The organism is Corynebacterium sp. HMSC074E01, assembly GCF_001808885.1.
GTDB lineage: Bacteria > Actinomycetota > Actinomycetes > Mycobacteriales > Mycobacteriaceae > Corynebacterium.
This window is the reverse complement of sequence record NZ_KV794820.1, coordinates 1-15,138: the sequence shown is the minus strand read 5'-3', so window position 1 is coordinate 15,138 and position 15,138 is coordinate 1. Positions and strand designations below refer to the sequence as shown.

Below are 15,138 nucleotides of genomic sequence, written 5' to 3'. Positions count from 1 at the left end.
TTTCGGTAGCGTACCTTAATCCCAGTTCGCCGCTGCGACCACGGCGGGATCTACGTCGAGCCCAGTCCACGATAGTTCGAGCGGCCCCAAGGATTCCGGCTGGGAAGCGTCCACAGCCTTGGCTTTATACAGCTCTAGCAACGCTAGGAAGCGGCCGACGACTTCCATAGAGACGGTACAGTCCCTCGTTAAGGCATCGAAGCTCATCCACTGCCCCGTGCCCAGCAGCTTGAGCGTAGTGAGGATCTTTCCAGCCTGCTCCGGCACAGAAACGGCAACTTGGTGGACGTGCCCAGTCGCGACCTCCTCCGGCGGCTTGGGACGGAAGACACCCGCGGCCAGCTCTGCGAAGCTCGCTGGGGTGTGTCCCAGCTTCACCGGCGGGAGGAGATCACTAAAGCGCTCCTCCATTGCCACCGCCCGCGGATAGCGCCGCTGGGCAGCACGCTGCCACTGCGCGAACTGGTCGGCTACTTGTTTATAGGCCTTGTACTGCAGCAAACGCGCGAAAAGCAGATCGCGGGTCTCCAGAAGCTCGAGGTCCTCCAAATCATCAACCTCGCCGCGCGGTAGCAAACGCGCTGCCTTCAGGTCCAGGAGTGTTGCGGCAATGAGGAGGAACTCCGTGGTCTCATCCAAGTCCGCAGTTTCTCCCAGCGCACGTGTATAAGCCACAAACTCGTCAGTGACTTCAGACAGCGCCACTTCCGTAACGTCCAGCTTCTTTGCTTGAATCAGCTGGAGCAGCAGATCGAACGGGCCCTCGAAGTTGCCCAGCGCGATGCGAAAGCCGGTGATCTCCGGTTGGGTCATAGTAGCTGGCTAGCCGTTAGCCCGCTCAATGACCTCTTTAGCCAGGTCGCGGTACTGCTTGGCCGCCTGGGAGCTCGGGGCCCACGTAGTAATAGGCTCGCCGGCGACAGATGTCTCGGGGAAACGCACGGTGCGGGTAATCACTGTGTCGAAAACCTTGTCACCGAAGTACTCCACCACACGGTCCATAACCTCGCGCGCGTGGCGGGTGCGGCGATCAAACATGGTGACCAAAATGCCCATGATCTCGAGGTCGAAATTGATTCGGTCGGCCACCTTTTCCACAGTGTCGGTCAACAAAGCGAGACCACGCAGGGAGAAGAACTCGCATTCCATAGGAATGATGACGCCCTGCGAACAAGCCAAGGCGTTGACGGTCAGCAGGCCCAGGGAAGGCTGGCAGTCAATGATGATGAAGTCATAGTCCTTGCGCACAGGACGCAGCGCGCGGGCCAGAGTGTGCTCGCGGCCTACCTCATTGACCATCTGGATTTCCGCGGCGGACAGGTCGATATTGGCCGGGACAAGGTCGAGCCCCGCCACACCGGTATGCACAATGGCTGAGTGCACCGAGACCTCACTGTCGAGCATGACGTCATAAATGGTGTCTTGAATCTGGTCGTGGGTCAGACCCAGACCGGCCGAAAGAGCACCCTGGGGATCCAAGTCAACGAGGAGGACTTTACGCCCGAGTTCTGCCAAACATGCGCCCATGTTAATAGTGGACGTGGTCTTTCCCACGCCACCCTTCTGGTTGCACATGGAGATGATTGTCGCGGGACCATGCTTTTCCAACGGCTCTGGTTCCGGAAGCTCCCGCAGTGGGCGGCCGGTCAACCCGACCTGTGTTTCCGAGGCCTCAAACAGTCCCTCGTCGCTCACAGTCACACCTGCTTCCTTGACCTGTACGGCCTTCTGCGGCCTTTCCGCTTCGACACTGCAGCCCCGACCGGCGCTACATTCTTACATCCTTGTGATTATAGGGTACCCCTTGGGCGCCCGTGTCGCGATTATAGCTAGCGCTAACCACAGAATAAAGACTGCAGCCTAGATTAAGAAAGCTCTTCCTTTGACGTCGAGCGGCGCCTCTTCACGACGAACCCGACGATGAGAGCGATGATCCCGATGCCCACAATGCCCGCTGCGAGCACGCCAGCTCCCACTCCCGAGCTCTCCTGTTCCGCGCTGTCAGACCCGTTAGCGCCATCAGAATCAAGCTGCTGTTCCGGCGGTACCTCACTAGCGTTCTCACGAGTCGGATCCGTAAGCGTCACTACCAGCTCCGCGGACTGAGTGTCCTTATTAAAGAACTGCATGATGAAAGGATTGTCGGGCTCCGTACCTTCTGGATAGGTCAAAGTCATCGTGCGCGAGCCTTTATCGATCTCGCGCTTCACGCCTTCCACAAACTCGCCCTCCGCATTGAGGTAGCGCAGCGTGACCCCGTCATCCTCAAGATGCTTGAAGCGGTTGTACAGATCTAGAGCCTGCTTGAACCCAAGCTTGGCAGTAATTGTCTGTCCGTCGATCGTGGATTCCAGGTTGACATAGGCCGTGTGGGAATCATCGACGCCCTCCCAGCCGCGGCCAGTGCGCAGAGCGCGCTCTTGTCCTTGGCCACCGCCATCTGTGGCAGGCACCGAGCCGCCGGTAGCAGGATCATTTCCGCCTTCTTTTTCATCTCCGCCTGTGCTGCCCTGAGGATCCCTGTTACCCCCAAGACTATCCGCGCCACCTGGGTTCTGCTGCCCCCCTCCGAGGCTGTCCGGATCGCCGCTTTCAGCCGCATCATTGAGATCCTCGGCGGTTACCTCAGCATCTGCCACGAGCACGATAGTCATGGTTACGCCCTGGTAGGTCACCGGAACACTGATTTGTCCTCCAGCTGCCGGCGCGGTCACCGTTGCAGTACCACCAGAAGCGCTCACATTCCACCCATCGGAGGCCACGTTGACGTCGACAGGCACAGGCAAGGAGACGGTTGTCGTCTGACCAGCCGGCACCGGGATGGTGGCATCTTGCGCGTGCGCAACCGCCGCCCCAAACCCAGCTATTTCACCCTTCCCGCTCACTGGGCCGGCGACGATACCGGACAGCGGGGCTACGGTGAGCGCGAAGGCTAGAGCCATCCCGCGATAAGTTCGGGAGAAAGATGCGGTTGAAGCCATAAGAATCCTTTTCATTGCTAGACGTCGTGATGATTCTAGGTGCCCTAGGCACGCGGGTGCGCAGTGTGCCATACCTCGCGGAGCGAATCCGCGGTCACGTGCGTGTAGATCTGTGTTGTCGTCACCGAAGAATGCCCCAAGAGCTCCTGCACGGTACGCACATCCGCCCCGCCTTCTAGCAGGTGGGTAGCAAAAGAATGCCGCAAAGTGTGCGGGGAAATCTTCGTGCTCAGGTGCGCACGCTGCGCTGCGGTCTTGATCGCAGCCCAGGCGCTTTGCCGCGACAAAGCCCTTCCCCGAGTGTTGAGGAATAAGGCGTGGGAGACCCCCGTTGCCAAAACCGGTCGGGCACGCACCAGGTAGTTCTCCACCGCTTTCACCGCATGCGAGCCCAGCGGAACCAGGCGCTGCTTATCGCCTTTGCCGCTGAGCACGAGGATGTCACGTACCGACGTCGGTCCCTCACCCGTTACATCGTCCACGCTCAGCGAAATCACTTCGGAAATACGGGCTCCCGTTCCATACAGCATTTCCAAAAGGGCGCGATCCCGAATATCAACGGGTGTTGCGGATTCATCGGTGGGGATAGCGTTGAGGAGAGCCTCGACGTCGTGCACGCTGAGTGTTTCTGGCAATGCTTGCGCCCGCTTGGGCGGGGACACTTCCGCCGCCACATCCTCCTCAATCATCCCCTCCGCTAGCGCAAACTTGTGCAAGCCGCGCGCCACAATCAGTGCGCGGCTTGCAGAGGACTGTGCTAAAGATTCTCGGAGAAAAACGAGGTAGTTTTCCACGTGCGCGCGGGTCACCCGACGTAGGTCCGTGATGCCGGATTCCGCGAGCCAATCAACATAGCGATTGATATCTCGGCGGTAGTTGCTCACCGTGTTCTTTGAGGCACCTTTTTCCACCATGAGGTGCATCAACCATGCTTCTCCCGCAGCTGCGGCGGAGCTTGACGGCGTCACAGCTTCTTCAGATCCGGTCCAGGGCGCCGTTGCGCTAGGGATTGCGGGCGCAGCTCGAAGGGCGCATCAACCGAGCGCGCCGTGCGCCCCTCTTGCACACAGGCATAAGCTGCGAGAATTCCCGCCACCGCAATCGAGTTCACAATCTCCCCCGCGAGGATCCGCTCGACGGCCTCATCGAGGGGCACCCAGGCGAAACTCATGTCTGCTTCTTCATCGCCTTCGGCTGCGAGCTTCTCCACGGAGGACAGACCCCGCGCTAAGAAGACGCGCACGGCTTCCTCACAGAAGCCCGGGGAGGTCACCAAATCGGTCAGCACTGCCCAATCTTCGGCGACTAACCCGGCCTCCTCCTGGAGCTCGCGTTGCGCGCCGCTGAGCTCATCTTCACCCTTGACGTCGAGTAATCCGGCCGGTAGCTCCCACAGGCGCTTGGCGACGCTATGGCGGTACTGCTCCACCATGGCGACCCGGTTGCTCTCGTCCAAGGCCACAACGGCGACGGCGCCGAGGTGCTCTACAATCTCGCGTTGCGCTACTACCTCCCCTGGCATGACGACGTCATCGCGACGAACGGCGATGATGGGGGCGTCGACAAGCAGCTCGCTACCGACCGTGCGAAACTCGTGTGACATCTAGAGGTCCTTCGGCAGCGCCGGCGCTGCGCCTTCAGCATTCGCCGCAGAACCGTAGACGCCCTTACCGCCATCCAGCTGTTCTTTCACCGCCAGAACTGTGGCCATCTGGGACACTGGGTGATCGATAGAATCCACAGTGCTGATTCCTGTCTTGGCGGCACGAAGCTTATCCAGGACTCCATCATCACCGGCAGATTGCACGCGACCGGCATAGACCATAGCGGTGTCTACGGAACCAAAACCTTCGAGGAATTTGACGGTGGTATCGATAGCGTACTTCTTAGCAGCGCTGTTCTCATCATCACCCGGGACCAAGCCGCCGCCCACGACAACGACTGCTTGAGCGGGAAGGATAGTCCCGTCTTTGTAGTCGATATAGCCGGCATCGCGCAGGGCACGCAGCAAGGTGGCCCGGTCCTCAACGCTGGCAAGGGGCTGGGTGGTCTTAGCATCCATCAGCAGGCCCGCAGCGAGAGCTTGGCCAGAATGAGTACCGGCGTCGACCTTCTTCTTGTCGAGCTTCGCACCGGCCGGCAAGGTAGAGGTCACGAGAGACAGGAGCTTGTCTGCCGAATCTTGGGCGAGGAATTTGTCGGTCAGTTTGATGCTTCCGGCGTCGGTGGAATCCGCCGACCCCAGCAGATCCTTCACGGCCTTGACATCGGCGTCATCGGCATCGGGCATGCTCAGCACCATGACTGGGCGCTGGACTAGGGTTCCATCAACCACGAAACGGCCGAGTTCGGCCATGACGGAATCCGCAGAGTCCAGCTGGGCCTCTGCAATATTATTGTCCATCACCAGCTCGCTGTATTTTTCCCGCACCTCATCTGTGGATTCACCGCCGGGGCCAGGGGCGGAATCCATGTTGGGGGCGATCACCAGCGTGCCGAGCGCGATGCCTAGTGCTGCGCCGAAACCGAGCCCGGCAACGACGAAGGATTTAGGCGACATCATCACTTGAACCACCCCTGCACGCTCAATGCGAAGTTATTCCAGGTATCGATCAAGTTCTGGAGGAAGGATTCATCGCCGCCCAAGCCGACGATCAGAATAACCACAGCGAGCGCCACGAGAATGCCGAGCAGCGCCCACAGCCACCCCATAGCTCCGGAATTCGGCGCAGTATAGAGGTTAATAACAGCGTCCGCATCCACCAGGCGCGTTCCGGCCTTCATGTGGCACAGCAAGGCCGCTGGCGTAGCATTCGGCTCATTGGCGAAGATATCATCGAGATCGAGGGCTCCCCCGACCTGCACGATCATCTGGGCTTCGTGGTAGTCCGCTAACAGAAGGGCAAGGTCGGTGGCTGAGTCCGTAGCTGCCGGGAAAGTCATCGCGCCTATCCCCAGATCCTGAATGCGCTCGAGCCCTTCAGCGGTCCCGTCTGGCTCAGCGGGAAGAATAACCTGGGCGCCGCTGCGCAAGGTTTCCGAGCTCACCTCGGAGGGGTTTCCCACGATGAAGTGGGGCTGGTAACCCAGCTCTACCAACGTATCGGCTGCAGAATCCACGCCAATGATGATGGGTTCATACTCGCGGATGAAATTGCGCAGAAGTGTCAGCTTCTTACGGTGTTCCTCGGAGGGCGAGACCACGAGAACTTTGCGCCCAGCCATGTCGGAACCCGCATCGGGTACGCCCAGGCCGTCGATGAGCAGGGGCCCCTCGGAATGAATGAACTCGATGGAGTTGCCGAAGTATGCCTCCATGTGATCGATGAGTTCCTGTTGGGCAGAAGCGAAATTCTTCTCCGCCCGGTCACGAGTAACTACCGTTCCGGAGGATAGCTGGGTATCACCAGAATAAATCGCTCCATCCTCAGTGAGTCGTGCCTTCTTTCCATCCTTGAAGTTGCTCACGAAGTCTTGACCGACGCCCTCAACGAGGGTGACGTCGGCGTCAAGCAACATATGCGGGCCATAGTTCGGGATAGAACCAGTGGAAAACTCGGCGACATTGATAACGGCGGCCGGCTTCATGTCCACGAGGGTCTGGGCCTCTTGGCGGGAAATATTGGCAGCGTTGATGACGACGAAGTCACCAGCGCTAAACTTCTTCATGCCTTTGCCACCCGGGGTGCAATCACGCAGCGCGCCGTGTTCTCCAGGCAGATCGGTGTTACGGGAAAACAGACTCATGCCTGACAGTTTCCCCTGTTAAGGGCTCAATGTGTGGAAGGCGCGCGGAAAGTCTCAACTTCTGCTTGAGCTCTATCAAAAAGCTCCTGAGCGTGCGCGCGACCGGTCGCGGTGTCATCGAGACCAGCGAGCATACGCGCGAGTTCCTCGACGCGCTCCTCGGCGGTCAAATCCGCCACGCCTGACGTGAACTTCTCCTTGGACACATGCAGGTGCGAATCTGCATAGGCAGCTACCTGTGGCAGGTGGGTAACGCAGATGACCTGGTTGGTAGTCGAAAGACGTGCTAGGCGACGCCCAATCTCCACCGCCGCGCGCCCTCCGACACCGGCATCGACCTCATCGAAGACCAGCGTGGCGCCATCGCCGCTGGCCAGAACCACCTCCATAGCCAGCATGACACGGGAGAGCTCACCTCCCGAGGCTGCAGAAGCTAGCGGTTTGCCGTTGAGCTGGAACTCCACCTCATCCGCACCCGTTTTGGAATATTTGGTCTTCTTTACGGCGGCCGTCAAGGTGGAGTTTGGCATGGCCAAGCCGTGGATCTCTTCGGAAACCTGAGCACCCAGTTTCTTCGCTGCCTTGGTACGGGCAGCAGTGAGTGCTTCTGCCTTGTCCACCATCGTCCTTTCGGCCTCCATTACTTCCTTCCTCAAAGCTTCGAGGGCCTCGGTGGAGGTATCCAAGGTCGCAAGTTTCGCCTCAGCGGCGTCCCGCCAGGCCAGAACTCCATCGATGTCAGCGGCATACTTGCGCGTGAGGAGCTTGAGCTCTTGCTGGCGTTGCAGAGATTCCTCGAGGAGGTTGGGATCCGCGGGCAGATCGCTCAAATACGTGGTGAGCTCGGCAGCGATATCGGTCAGCTGTGTGGTGACTTCACTCAACCGCTCTCCTAGCCTGGTCAGCTCGGCATCGCTCGCCCCAGTTAATGCCGATTCAGCTGCACCGACAAGGTTGACGGCTGTGTCCTCATCACCAAAACCTTCACCGCCGTCCAAGGCGCTCAGAGCAGTGGCGGCGCCTTCGCGCAAAGCATCGACGTCTTGCAAACGCTTAATCAGAGCTACGAGCTCAGCATCCTCACCGGGCTCCGGTTCGAGATCAGAAATCTCCTTAATGGCGAACTGCAAGCGGTCCACCTCTTGGGCCATCTCACGGCGGGACTCCATCCGGTGCTGGTAGTCCTTGGCCAATGCGCGCCACTGCCTAAAAGCCTCGGTATACGCAGTACGGATCTTCTCGATGGAAGGCTCGAAGCGATCGATGGCGGCCAGCTGTTGATCAGCCGACAGCAAGCGCAACTGGTCATTTTGCCCATGCACAGTGATGAGGTGGGAAGCGAATTCCCCCAACGTCGCCGCCGGCACCGAACGCCCGCCCAAATAGGCACGTGAGCGCCCTGCCGCAGACACCGTGCGGGAGGCGATATACTCACCGTTTTCATCCGGCTCTCCTCCTGCGTCCTCGACCAAAGCCGCCACAGCCGGTGAATCCGAGGAAAAATGACCTTCCACGGCCGCCTTTGAGGCCCCATCGCGCACGCGTGATGCATCAGCGCGACCGCCAGCTAGCAGGCGCAAGCCAGTCACGACCATGGTCTTACCGGCGCCAGTTTCACCGGTAAGCACGGTTAGCCCCTGCGAGAGCTCCGCAGCGGAGCTTTCGATAACGCCGAGGTCAGAGATGCTGATATCTACGAGCACAGTGCGGTATCTTCCTTCCTGAATACGCGTTAGGGCAGTTAATGCCGGGGCCCGCGCCAACCTTCCACGGGCAGGCGGAGCTTGGACACGAGGCGGTCGGTGAAGGGCTGCTGGTCCAGCCGAACCCAGCGCACGGGCCTTTCACCACGCACGATTTCCACTCGCGAACCCGGCGGCATAGAAATCTCGCGGAAACCATCGAGGATTACCACGGCCGGAGTCGTAGCCGAGGCTGATTCCACCGCCACCTGCGAATCCGGAGAGACCACGAGTGGTTTGGTGAACAGCGCATGCGCATTGTTAGGAACCACAAGGATGGCATCGAGGGAGGGCCACAATACCGGCCCGCCAGCTGAGAAGGCATAGGCTGTGGAGCCCGTCGGAGTGGAGATAAGAACACCATCGCACCCAAAAGCTGAAACTGGGCGCCCATCCACTTCGAGGATGGCATCGAGGACCCCTGAGCGGTTGAGGTTCTCAATCGAGGCCTCATTGAGCGCCCAGCTACGCTCCCGCAGCTTTCCCTCGGCATCAAACACTGCAACGTCAATGGTCAGGCGGTCTTCGACGTCATAGGATTGCTCGATGACGCGCACCAACGCTCGATCCAAAGACTCCGCTTCCCACTCTGCGAGGAAGCCCACGTGCCCCAGATTGATGCCTAGGACGGGGACGTCCACTGCACGTGCCATGTCAGCAGCGCGCAAGAACGTGCCATCACCACCGAGCACGAGGACTAGCTCACAGCCTTCGGCTGCCGCCGGCGTATGCCTCACGTGCTGCAGCCCAGGGAGAACGGTGTCCGCTCCGCAGACGCGTACCTTGATGCCAGCCTCCTGCAGCAGCTCTGCTGCACGGTGCGTGGCAGCGAGGTTATCCTCGCGGCTAGCGTGCGGGACAAGAAGAATTTCGCGGCGAGTGGTGCCCTCCGCGGCGCTAGTCCTGCTCACTGGGGTCCTTCCTTGATTGCCGTGTCGATCAGTACATCCAGCTTATCTTCTGGGGTGGACAAGCCATCCTTGACCAACCACAGGAAGTATTCGACATTGCCGCTTGGTCCGGGAAGCGGGGATGCCGCCACGCCTTTGACGCTCAATCCGAGCTCTTGGGCGAAGACCGCCACGTCCTTGGTCACTTCCGCACGAAGCTCAGGTGAGCGCACCACTCCGCCGGCCCCAATCCGGTCCTTTCCTACTTCAAACTGCGGCTTGACCATGGGTAATAACCATGCGCCATCAGCCATGCATTCTACGATTGCCGGAAGTACCAGTTTTAGGGAGATAAACGATAGGTCACCAACCATGGCGTCGCAGGGACCATTCGTGTGCTCAAGTGTCAGGTGGCGAATGTTGGTGCGGTCGAGCACCGTAACTCGTTCGTCATTCTGCAAACGCCACAACAACTGCCCGTAGCCCACGTCGACAGAAAGCACCTCCGCGGCACCTCGACGCAGGCACACATCGGTAAAGCCGCCAGTCGATGCCCCCGCATCCAGCACCCGCTTTCCTCTAAGGTCGACATCGAAAGCCTCGAGAGCTCCAAGGAGCTTATGCGCGCCACGCGAAGCCCAATCATCCCCCTCGCTGGCCTCAACCTTGATAGATACTTCGGGCTCAACCACCGTCGCGGGCTTCATCGCTTTGAAGCCCCCGACGGTCACACGGCCGGCCTTGATCATCTCAACGGCTTGCTCCCGTGAGCGCGCAATCTTTCGGCGCACTAACTCCGCGTCGAGACGGCGGCGTTGCGGTGGCATGAAAAGCTCCTCTTCTCTTAGAATCCTCGACGGTCAGCGCTAATTGTCTTGGAGCGCATCCCGCAGCACAGTATGAGCGCGATCCAGCTGAGCAAGTTCTTGTTCAAGGCTTTCAGCTGGTTCATTGAGAATCTCCGCGAGCGACGCATCCAGCTTCTCCGGAGCCAAAACCGCGCGCGGATCATGAGGCTTTACCGCCATGTAGACACAACCCTCTCCGCGGCTTCACTCCGTGGCTGAATGTAGCGAGGCGGCTCATTACCGGCCCATGCAACTTCGAGGACGGTACGCAACGCCTCGATCGACGTCGATTTCTCGTTCCCACCTTGAAGAACGATGTCGTAGCCGTCAAACCGTGCCCGGAATCCTCCCTGGGAACCTGGTCGCGCCTGTGCAGCCGATAAGGAGAGCTCGTGGAATCCTGCGCCAATGAAGTCAGGGCGTTCCTCCGCAGTAGCTTCAATGAGAGCAAGCTCCCGGGACACACCTGTAAGAACATGGAAGGTATCCATTGCAGCGTTGTTGCCGCCAACAATGTCCGTGTCAAGGCGGTCCCCTACAGCTAGAGGTTTCGTCGAGCCCACGAGCTTAGCTGCTTGAGCAAACATAGCGGGTTCCGGCTTACCTGCCGAAATGGGTTCTACGCCGGTAGTAGAAACGATAGCTGCGACTAGCGAGCCGTTGCCCACAGCCATTCCGCGCTCCGTCGGAAGAGACGTATCCAGGTTGGAGGCAAAGAACTTTGCGCCGTGACTAATTGCCAACGCGCCTTCGGAGAGCTGCTCCCAGCCCACTGACTTATCCATACCTTGCAGGACCGCGGCGGGCTTATCGTCGGCACTGTGCACAACATCGAAGCCCGCCTCACGCGCCAGTGAACGAAATGAGTCCGCGCCGATGACGAGGACTTTCGCGCCTGCTGGAAGTTCCTCACGAGCGATCTTGACTACCGCTTGCGCAGAGGTAACAACGTGTTGCGCATCCGTCTCCAAGCCGATCTCGCCGAGCATACCGGCTACGGTTTGCGGGCTTCGGGATGCATTGTTCGTGACATAAACTGCAGGAATACCGCACGAATTGACCACGTCAACGACGCACTGGAGAGCCTGTCCTCCCTCCCATACTGTTCCGTCGAGATCGAGGAGCAATGAATCATGGGTTTTGAGAATACTCATTATTTGCACTCGGCCAGACGCTCTGCAGCGTCGGTCCAGTCTCCTTCGTCGATGTCAACCGCATGCTGGAACCACTCCCGGGCCTCTTCCTTGCGGCCAGCCTCCAACAACGCATTGGCGTAGGCGTAGGAAAGGCGGCATGCCGAGAATCCCGTGGAATCCTTAGAAGGCTTCGCGCGTTGGATGGTAACTACGGCGGAATCTGCCTGCCCCATGTCCAATCGCGCCCCTGCAGCAACAATAGCCAACTCGACCGCGTCCTCCGGCGCGAGTTCCTTAGCCTCCTCGCCGCGCCACAAATCAACAGCCTTTTCTGGGCGCCCGAGGCCTCGCTCGCAATCAGCCATGACGGCGAGCAGCCCAGGGCCACCGGAAATGCGACGCGCTGCTCGCAGCTCAGCAAGAGCTTCCTTCCACTCTCCCGCCCTGTATGCAGCGATTCCGTTCATCTCACGGACGACTGATACCCGGCCGGCACGGTCCTTGGCAGCACGTGCATGGCGTAGCGACAGTTGGGAGTCGTCCTCAAGCCACGTTGCCGCCATGATGAGGTGTTTAGCAACGGCTTCGGAGTTTTCCTTGGAGAGCGACGAAAGATCCTGAAGTACCGAAGGATCGAGATCCGTAATGTCGATATCAGATGGCAGATCTGGATCTGTCATACGACGATTGATGCGCTCCTCACGGTAGCCTGAACGCTGTGGATGCGAGACCTTGTTTTTGCCGCCATGCCCATTGCGGTCGTTGCGGCGAGGTTTAGCGCCTGCGCGGCCACCTCGGCGGTCGTCACGAAAATCACCGCGACGCTCTTCTCGACGCCCCGCTGCGCCGCCGTGCTTCTCAAACTTTCGGCCCCCAGAGCCGTAGTGCCCACGGTTGCCTTCTGCGGAACCTTCGCGGCCACGGCCGTGGTTACGGGAGTTGGATTCAGACATTAAAGCCATGCACTTTCTGCGGTAGACGTGTCCGTATGTACCGAACCAGTCTACAGGTCACGGCCCCAGAAACGGCAATACGAACCAACTGCTAGTGAAGTGCCCCACAACCTACGGTCCCAGTTCGGCGACTACACACTATTCGGAGGCCAGGCAACCTTACCCAAACGCCACTCACCACGCACGCACTCTAATCCCGCAGCCACCTGCGAAGAGCTAAGTCCATGCTCTACGCTTCCGTGCTCCAATGGCATACCACGGACGACTGCCCAAAAGGTCCAACCGTTGTTGCGCATGACGTCAAGACGAATCCTTTCGGCATCCCGGGCCAGGGCTACGCCCTGCATACTCATCCGGTGAGGGCTAATTCCTTCGACGCGCACTTCGATGCAATGGGAATCTCCTTTTGGCGCGAGAACAAGACCCTTCGTCGCATACAGGTAGTGATTCTTTCCTGTTCGGGGGTGCCCTTCACTACAGAAGAAACTGCCCAAGAGCACAGGGTAGAAGTCAATCCAACCATTGTTCCAGGCGACGCTAATTCGACGGGCGAACACCCACTGGCACGCCACGACGAAACAGTGATAACACAACAACGAGCCAACAAGGAACGCAAGCAACCAAGAGATTTCAAAGCCATTGAGCAGAAAAGCAAAGAGGAAGATGCAGGCCGAGGCCACAACCATAATGACTAAGAACAGTAAGCCGCCACGCCCATCACGTACCTGCGGTATAGGCCCCTTCGACAAAATGCATCGAGAAGCCTGGAAGAGGAAGGATTACCATTCTGTGTACTGAAGCGCACAGACTTCAGGTCCCTGAGGAAGGCAGCGTTGTAGGAATGAGAGAACGTAGCCGACGTTTGGGTAAACCGCATCGCGTACTCCCTACTTTCCTACCAAAGCACTGATATGAAGGATATCAATAAGCCGATGCGCTCAAGGCGCGGTGCAAGGAGCATTTTCTCGACTGCATGAGCCTTTGATCGAACGGATCACTCCTCCAACTGAATGGCTATATGCTCCGGAATCTTGAAGCTCGGCTAATGTGTTTGTGCATGTCCATAAGTGCAGACCTAGTCGCAAAGGCCACATACGCTAAACCCCACCAACACAAAATGTCGTTTAGCCCGACACGCCGCAAACAAAACATTTGTCGTTTTAGGCCTAGTATCCTTTCCTTCACCGGCCTTTAGGCAGTGTGGCGCGGTCCACTTTCAGCTTCGGTATTTCCTGCACCCCAGCTAAACACCTCAACCAGTTGAACAAGTGATGAACAACAATAAGGAGGAAGAACCGTGACAAACGCCGTTATCGTGGGAGCAGGTCCTAATGGTTTAGCAGCGGCCCTTTTCCTCGCCAATCACGATATTGAGGTGACAATACTTGAAGCTAATTCTTCTATTGGAGGCGGTGCACGATCCGGGGAATACACGCTCCCCGGACTGACACATGACCACTGTTCAGCGTTTCATCCTTTCGGTGTCGGATCAAGTTTTTGGAAAGAGGTAGAACTAGAGAAGTACGGTTTAGAATGGGCATGGTCTGAAGTTGACTGCGCTCATCCTTTGGATGATGGACGGGCTGGGATCCTGTATAGGTCTCTAGACAAAACTGTCGAGCATCTGGGAGTCGACGGAGACATCTGGAGAAAGATAGTCGGGAGCAGCGTAAGGAACTTCGACCTCCTGGCAGAGGACACTTTCCGCCCACTTCTTCATATTCCTCAACACCCAGTCGCTCTTGCCAAGTTCGCTCCATATGCTTCTCTGCCAGCCTCAACACTTATGCGCATGTTTAAAACCGAAGCGGGTAAAGCATTGTTTGGGGGAATCGCAGCCCACGCTTTTACCTCTCTCGACCAACCGCTAACTGCATCGCTCGGAATAATGCTCGCTGCTGCAGCCCACCGGTGGGGTTGGCCGGTAGCAAAAGGAGGATCAGGCGCAATTGTATCGGCTCTAGGAAAAGCTCTCACCCAAAAGAATGTAACGATCCATACTAATAGTCCCGTTATTTCGAAAAGGGATATTCCAACCGCAGATCTTGTTCTTCTAGATCTTTCTCCCCAACAGATCCTCTCCTTGTATGGAGATGAGATGCCATCAAGAATTAAAAAGCAATACTCAAATTTCAGATCTGGATCTTCCGCTTTCAAAGTTGACTATGCAATCAGCGGAGACATCCCTTGGAAAAGTTCACATTGTAGACGTGCAGGCACTGTCCACCTTGGTGGCAATGCCAAAGAAACACTACTTTCCGAATCTTTAAGAGCTAAAGGAAAGATGCCTTCACGACCCTTCGTCCTTGTCGGACAGCAATATATGGCAGATCCTACACGCAGCAATGAAAATCTAAATCCAATTTACGCATATGCGCATGTGCCTAAAGGATACTCAGGAGACGCTACAGGGCTAGTCACTGAACAAATAGAAAGATTTGCTCCAGGGTTCCGTGATCAAATTGTTATGAGCAAAAGCATTAACCCGCAGCAAATGGAATCGTCCAATAGGAACTACCGCAATGGGGACATCATTGGTGGAGGGGGCCTGGCCCCCGGAAAGTAGACACGTCGGGGGTTAGCTATGCTGCTTGGGTCAGTGTAGCTGATGTGAATGCTTCGAAGGTATCGGGGGCTAGAAGGTTGCACCAGGAGTGTCGTCTGCGGGTGTTGTAGCGCATGCACCATCGAAAGACTTCTTGGCGACAGCTGATTGGGCTGTCAAAGACTTTCCGATCACGTAGCACTTCACGCTTTAAGGTGGCGTTAAATGACTCTGCCAAGGCATTATCAGCACTCGTTCCCACCGCGCCCATGGATTGGCGCACACCAAGCTGGGTG

The 15,138-nt window shown here is 58.0% G+C and carries 15 protein-coding genes and 1 pseudogene; 2 read left to right on the top strand and 14 right to left on the bottom strand.

Translation table 11 applies throughout. The annotated features are described in order from the left end of the window. Positions 1–15: 15 nt before the first annotated feature. The 13 genes from HMPREF2537_RS00960 to HMPREF2537_RS00905 all read right to left on the bottom strand — a co-directional run bounded on the left by HMPREF2537_RS00960 (position 16) and on the right by HMPREF2537_RS00905 (position 12,297). Positions 16–813, bottom strand: a complete 798-nt coding sequence (locus tag HMPREF2537_RS00960; protein WP_070524821.1) for a segregation and condensation protein A — start codon at positions 811–813, stop codon at positions 16–18. Positions 814–822: 9 nt separating this feature from the next. Next, complete coding sequence (locus HMPREF2537_RS00955) at positions 823–1,695, bottom strand: ParA family protein (RefSeq protein WP_046649257.1); 873 nt, start codon at positions 1,693–1,695, stop codon at positions 823–825. Between the two features lie 170 nt (positions 1,696–1,865). Next, positions 1,866–2,981, bottom strand: coding sequence for a hypothetical protein (locus tag HMPREF2537_RS00950; RefSeq protein ID WP_070524819.1), 1,116 nt, complete (start codon positions 2,979–2,981; stop codon positions 1,866–1,868). A 44-nt stretch (positions 2,982–3,025) separates the two neighbouring features. Next, on the bottom strand, positions 3,026–3,949 hold the full coding sequence (xerD, locus tag HMPREF2537_RS00945) for a site-specific tyrosine recombinase XerD (protein WP_083298935.1): 924 nt from the start codon (positions 3,947–3,949) through the stop codon (positions 3,026–3,028). Further along, a complete protein-coding gene (locus HMPREF2537_RS00940; protein ID WP_070524815.1) occupies positions 3,946–4,584 on the bottom strand; it encodes an NUDIX domain-containing protein in 639 nt (212 codons plus the stop codon). Before HMPREF2537_RS00940 ends, xerD begins: the two co-directional genes overlap by 4 nt. Then, positions 4,585–5,544: a copper transporter gene (locus HMPREF2537_RS00935; RefSeq protein WP_070524813.1), complete on the bottom strand. Its 960-nt coding sequence runs from the start codon at positions 5,542–5,544 to the stop codon at positions 4,585–4,587. After that, the gene (steA, locus tag HMPREF2537_RS00930) at positions 5,544–6,728 is read right to left on the bottom strand and encodes a putative cytokinetic ring protein SteA (protein ID WP_070524811.1); all 1,185 of its coding nucleotides are present in this window, start codon (positions 6,726–6,728) and stop codon (positions 5,544–5,546) included. Before steA ends, HMPREF2537_RS00935 begins: the two co-directional genes overlap by 1 nt. A 26-nt stretch (positions 6,729–6,754) precedes the next feature. Beyond that, positions 6,755–8,431 (bottom strand): DNA repair protein RecN, encoded by a 1,677-nt coding sequence (recN, locus tag HMPREF2537_RS00925; protein WP_070524810.1) that lies wholly within the window; start codon positions 8,429–8,431, stop codon positions 6,755–6,757. Positions 8,432–8,469: 38 nt separating this feature from the next. Beyond that, a complete protein-coding gene (locus tag HMPREF2537_RS00920) occupies positions 8,470–9,381 on the bottom strand; it encodes an NAD kinase (RefSeq protein WP_070524808.1) in 912 nt (303 codons plus the stop codon). Further along, a complete protein-coding gene (locus HMPREF2537_RS00915) occupies positions 9,378–10,187 on the bottom strand; it encodes a TlyA family RNA methyltransferase (protein ID WP_070524806.1) in 810 nt (269 codons plus the stop codon). The genes HMPREF2537_RS00920 and HMPREF2537_RS00915 overlap by 4 nt, the downstream gene beginning before the upstream one ends. 39 nt (positions 10,188–10,226) lie before the next feature. Continuing rightward, positions 10,227–10,388 (bottom strand): hypothetical protein, encoded by a 162-nt coding sequence (locus HMPREF2537_RS12730; RefSeq protein WP_168162393.1) that lies wholly within the window; start codon positions 10,386–10,388, stop codon positions 10,227–10,229. Beyond that, positions 10,379–11,362, bottom strand: a complete 984-nt coding sequence (locus tag HMPREF2537_RS00910) for an HAD-IIA family hydrolase (protein ID WP_070524858.1) — start codon at positions 11,360–11,362, stop codon at positions 10,379–10,381. Before HMPREF2537_RS00910 ends, HMPREF2537_RS12730 begins: the two co-directional genes overlap by 10 nt. After that, on the bottom strand, positions 11,362–12,297 hold the full coding sequence (locus HMPREF2537_RS00905; protein WP_070524804.1) for a tetratricopeptide repeat protein: 936 nt from the start codon (positions 12,295–12,297) through the stop codon (positions 11,362–11,364). The genes HMPREF2537_RS00910 and HMPREF2537_RS00905 overlap by 1 nt, the downstream gene beginning before the upstream one ends. 224 nt (positions 12,298–12,521) lie before the next feature. Between HMPREF2537_RS00905 and HMPREF2537_RS12725 the strand changes: the two genes are divergently transcribed. Beyond that, positions 12,522–12,992 carry a hypothetical protein gene (locus HMPREF2537_RS12725; protein ID WP_070524803.1) on the top strand — a complete coding sequence of 157 codons (471 nt, stop codon included), beginning with the start codon at positions 12,522–12,524 and terminating at the stop codon, positions 12,990–12,992. Between the two features lie 602 nt (positions 12,993–13,594). Then, positions 13,595–14,839 (top strand): annotated as a pseudogene (locus HMPREF2537_RS12330) (phytoene desaturase family protein); the annotation flags it as partial. Positions 14,840–14,879: 40 nt separating this feature from the next. On the opposite strand, the gene HMPREF2537_RS12325 reads toward HMPREF2537_RS12330, so the two are convergent. Next, the coding region (locus HMPREF2537_RS12325; protein ID WP_148138121.1) for an integrase core domain-containing protein at positions 14,880–15,138 on the bottom strand (259 nt) is incomplete at its 5' end.

What these genes read in the sequence shown, in the direction of transcription:
- HMPREF2537_RS00960 (WP_070524821.1), bottom strand. Translation starts at nt 813, where the DNA reads ATGACCCAACCGGAGATCACCGGCTTTCGCATCGCGCTGGGCAACTTC.
- HMPREF2537_RS00950 (WP_070524819.1), bottom strand. Translation starts at nt 2,981, where the DNA reads ATGGCTTCAACCGCATCTTTCTCCCGAACTTATCGCGGGATGGCTCTA.
- HMPREF2537_RS00940 (WP_070524815.1), bottom strand. Translation starts at nt 4,584, where the DNA reads ATGTCACACGAGTTTCGCACGGTCGGTAGCGAGCTGCTTGTCGACGCC.
- HMPREF2537_RS00935 (WP_070524813.1), bottom strand. Translation starts at nt 5,544, where the DNA reads ATGATGTCGCCTAAATCCTTCGTCGTTGCCGGGCTCGGTTTCGGCGCA.
- steA (WP_070524811.1), bottom strand. Translation starts at nt 6,728, where the DNA reads ATGAGTCTGTTTTCCCGTAACACCGATCTGCCTGGAGAACACGGCGCG.
- HMPREF2537_RS00915 (WP_070524806.1), bottom strand. Translation starts at nt 10,187, where the DNA reads ATGCCACCGCAACGCCGCCGTCTCGACGCGGAGTTAGTGCGCCGAAAG.
- HMPREF2537_RS12730 (WP_168162393.1), bottom strand. Translation starts at nt 10,388, where the DNA reads ATGGCGGTAAAGCCTCATGATCCGCGCGCGGTTTTGGCTCCGGAGAAG.
- HMPREF2537_RS00910 (WP_070524858.1), bottom strand. Translation starts at nt 11,362, where the DNA reads ATGAGTATTCTCAAAACCCATGATTCATTGCTCCTCGATCTCGACGGA.
- HMPREF2537_RS00905 (WP_070524804.1), bottom strand. Translation starts at nt 12,297, where the DNA reads ATGTCTGAATCCAACTCCCGTAACCACGGCCGTGGCCGCGAAGGTTCC.
- HMPREF2537_RS12725 (WP_070524803.1), top strand. Translation starts at nt 12,522, where the DNA reads ATGCTCTACGCTTCCGTGCTCCAATGGCATACCACGGACGACTGCCCA.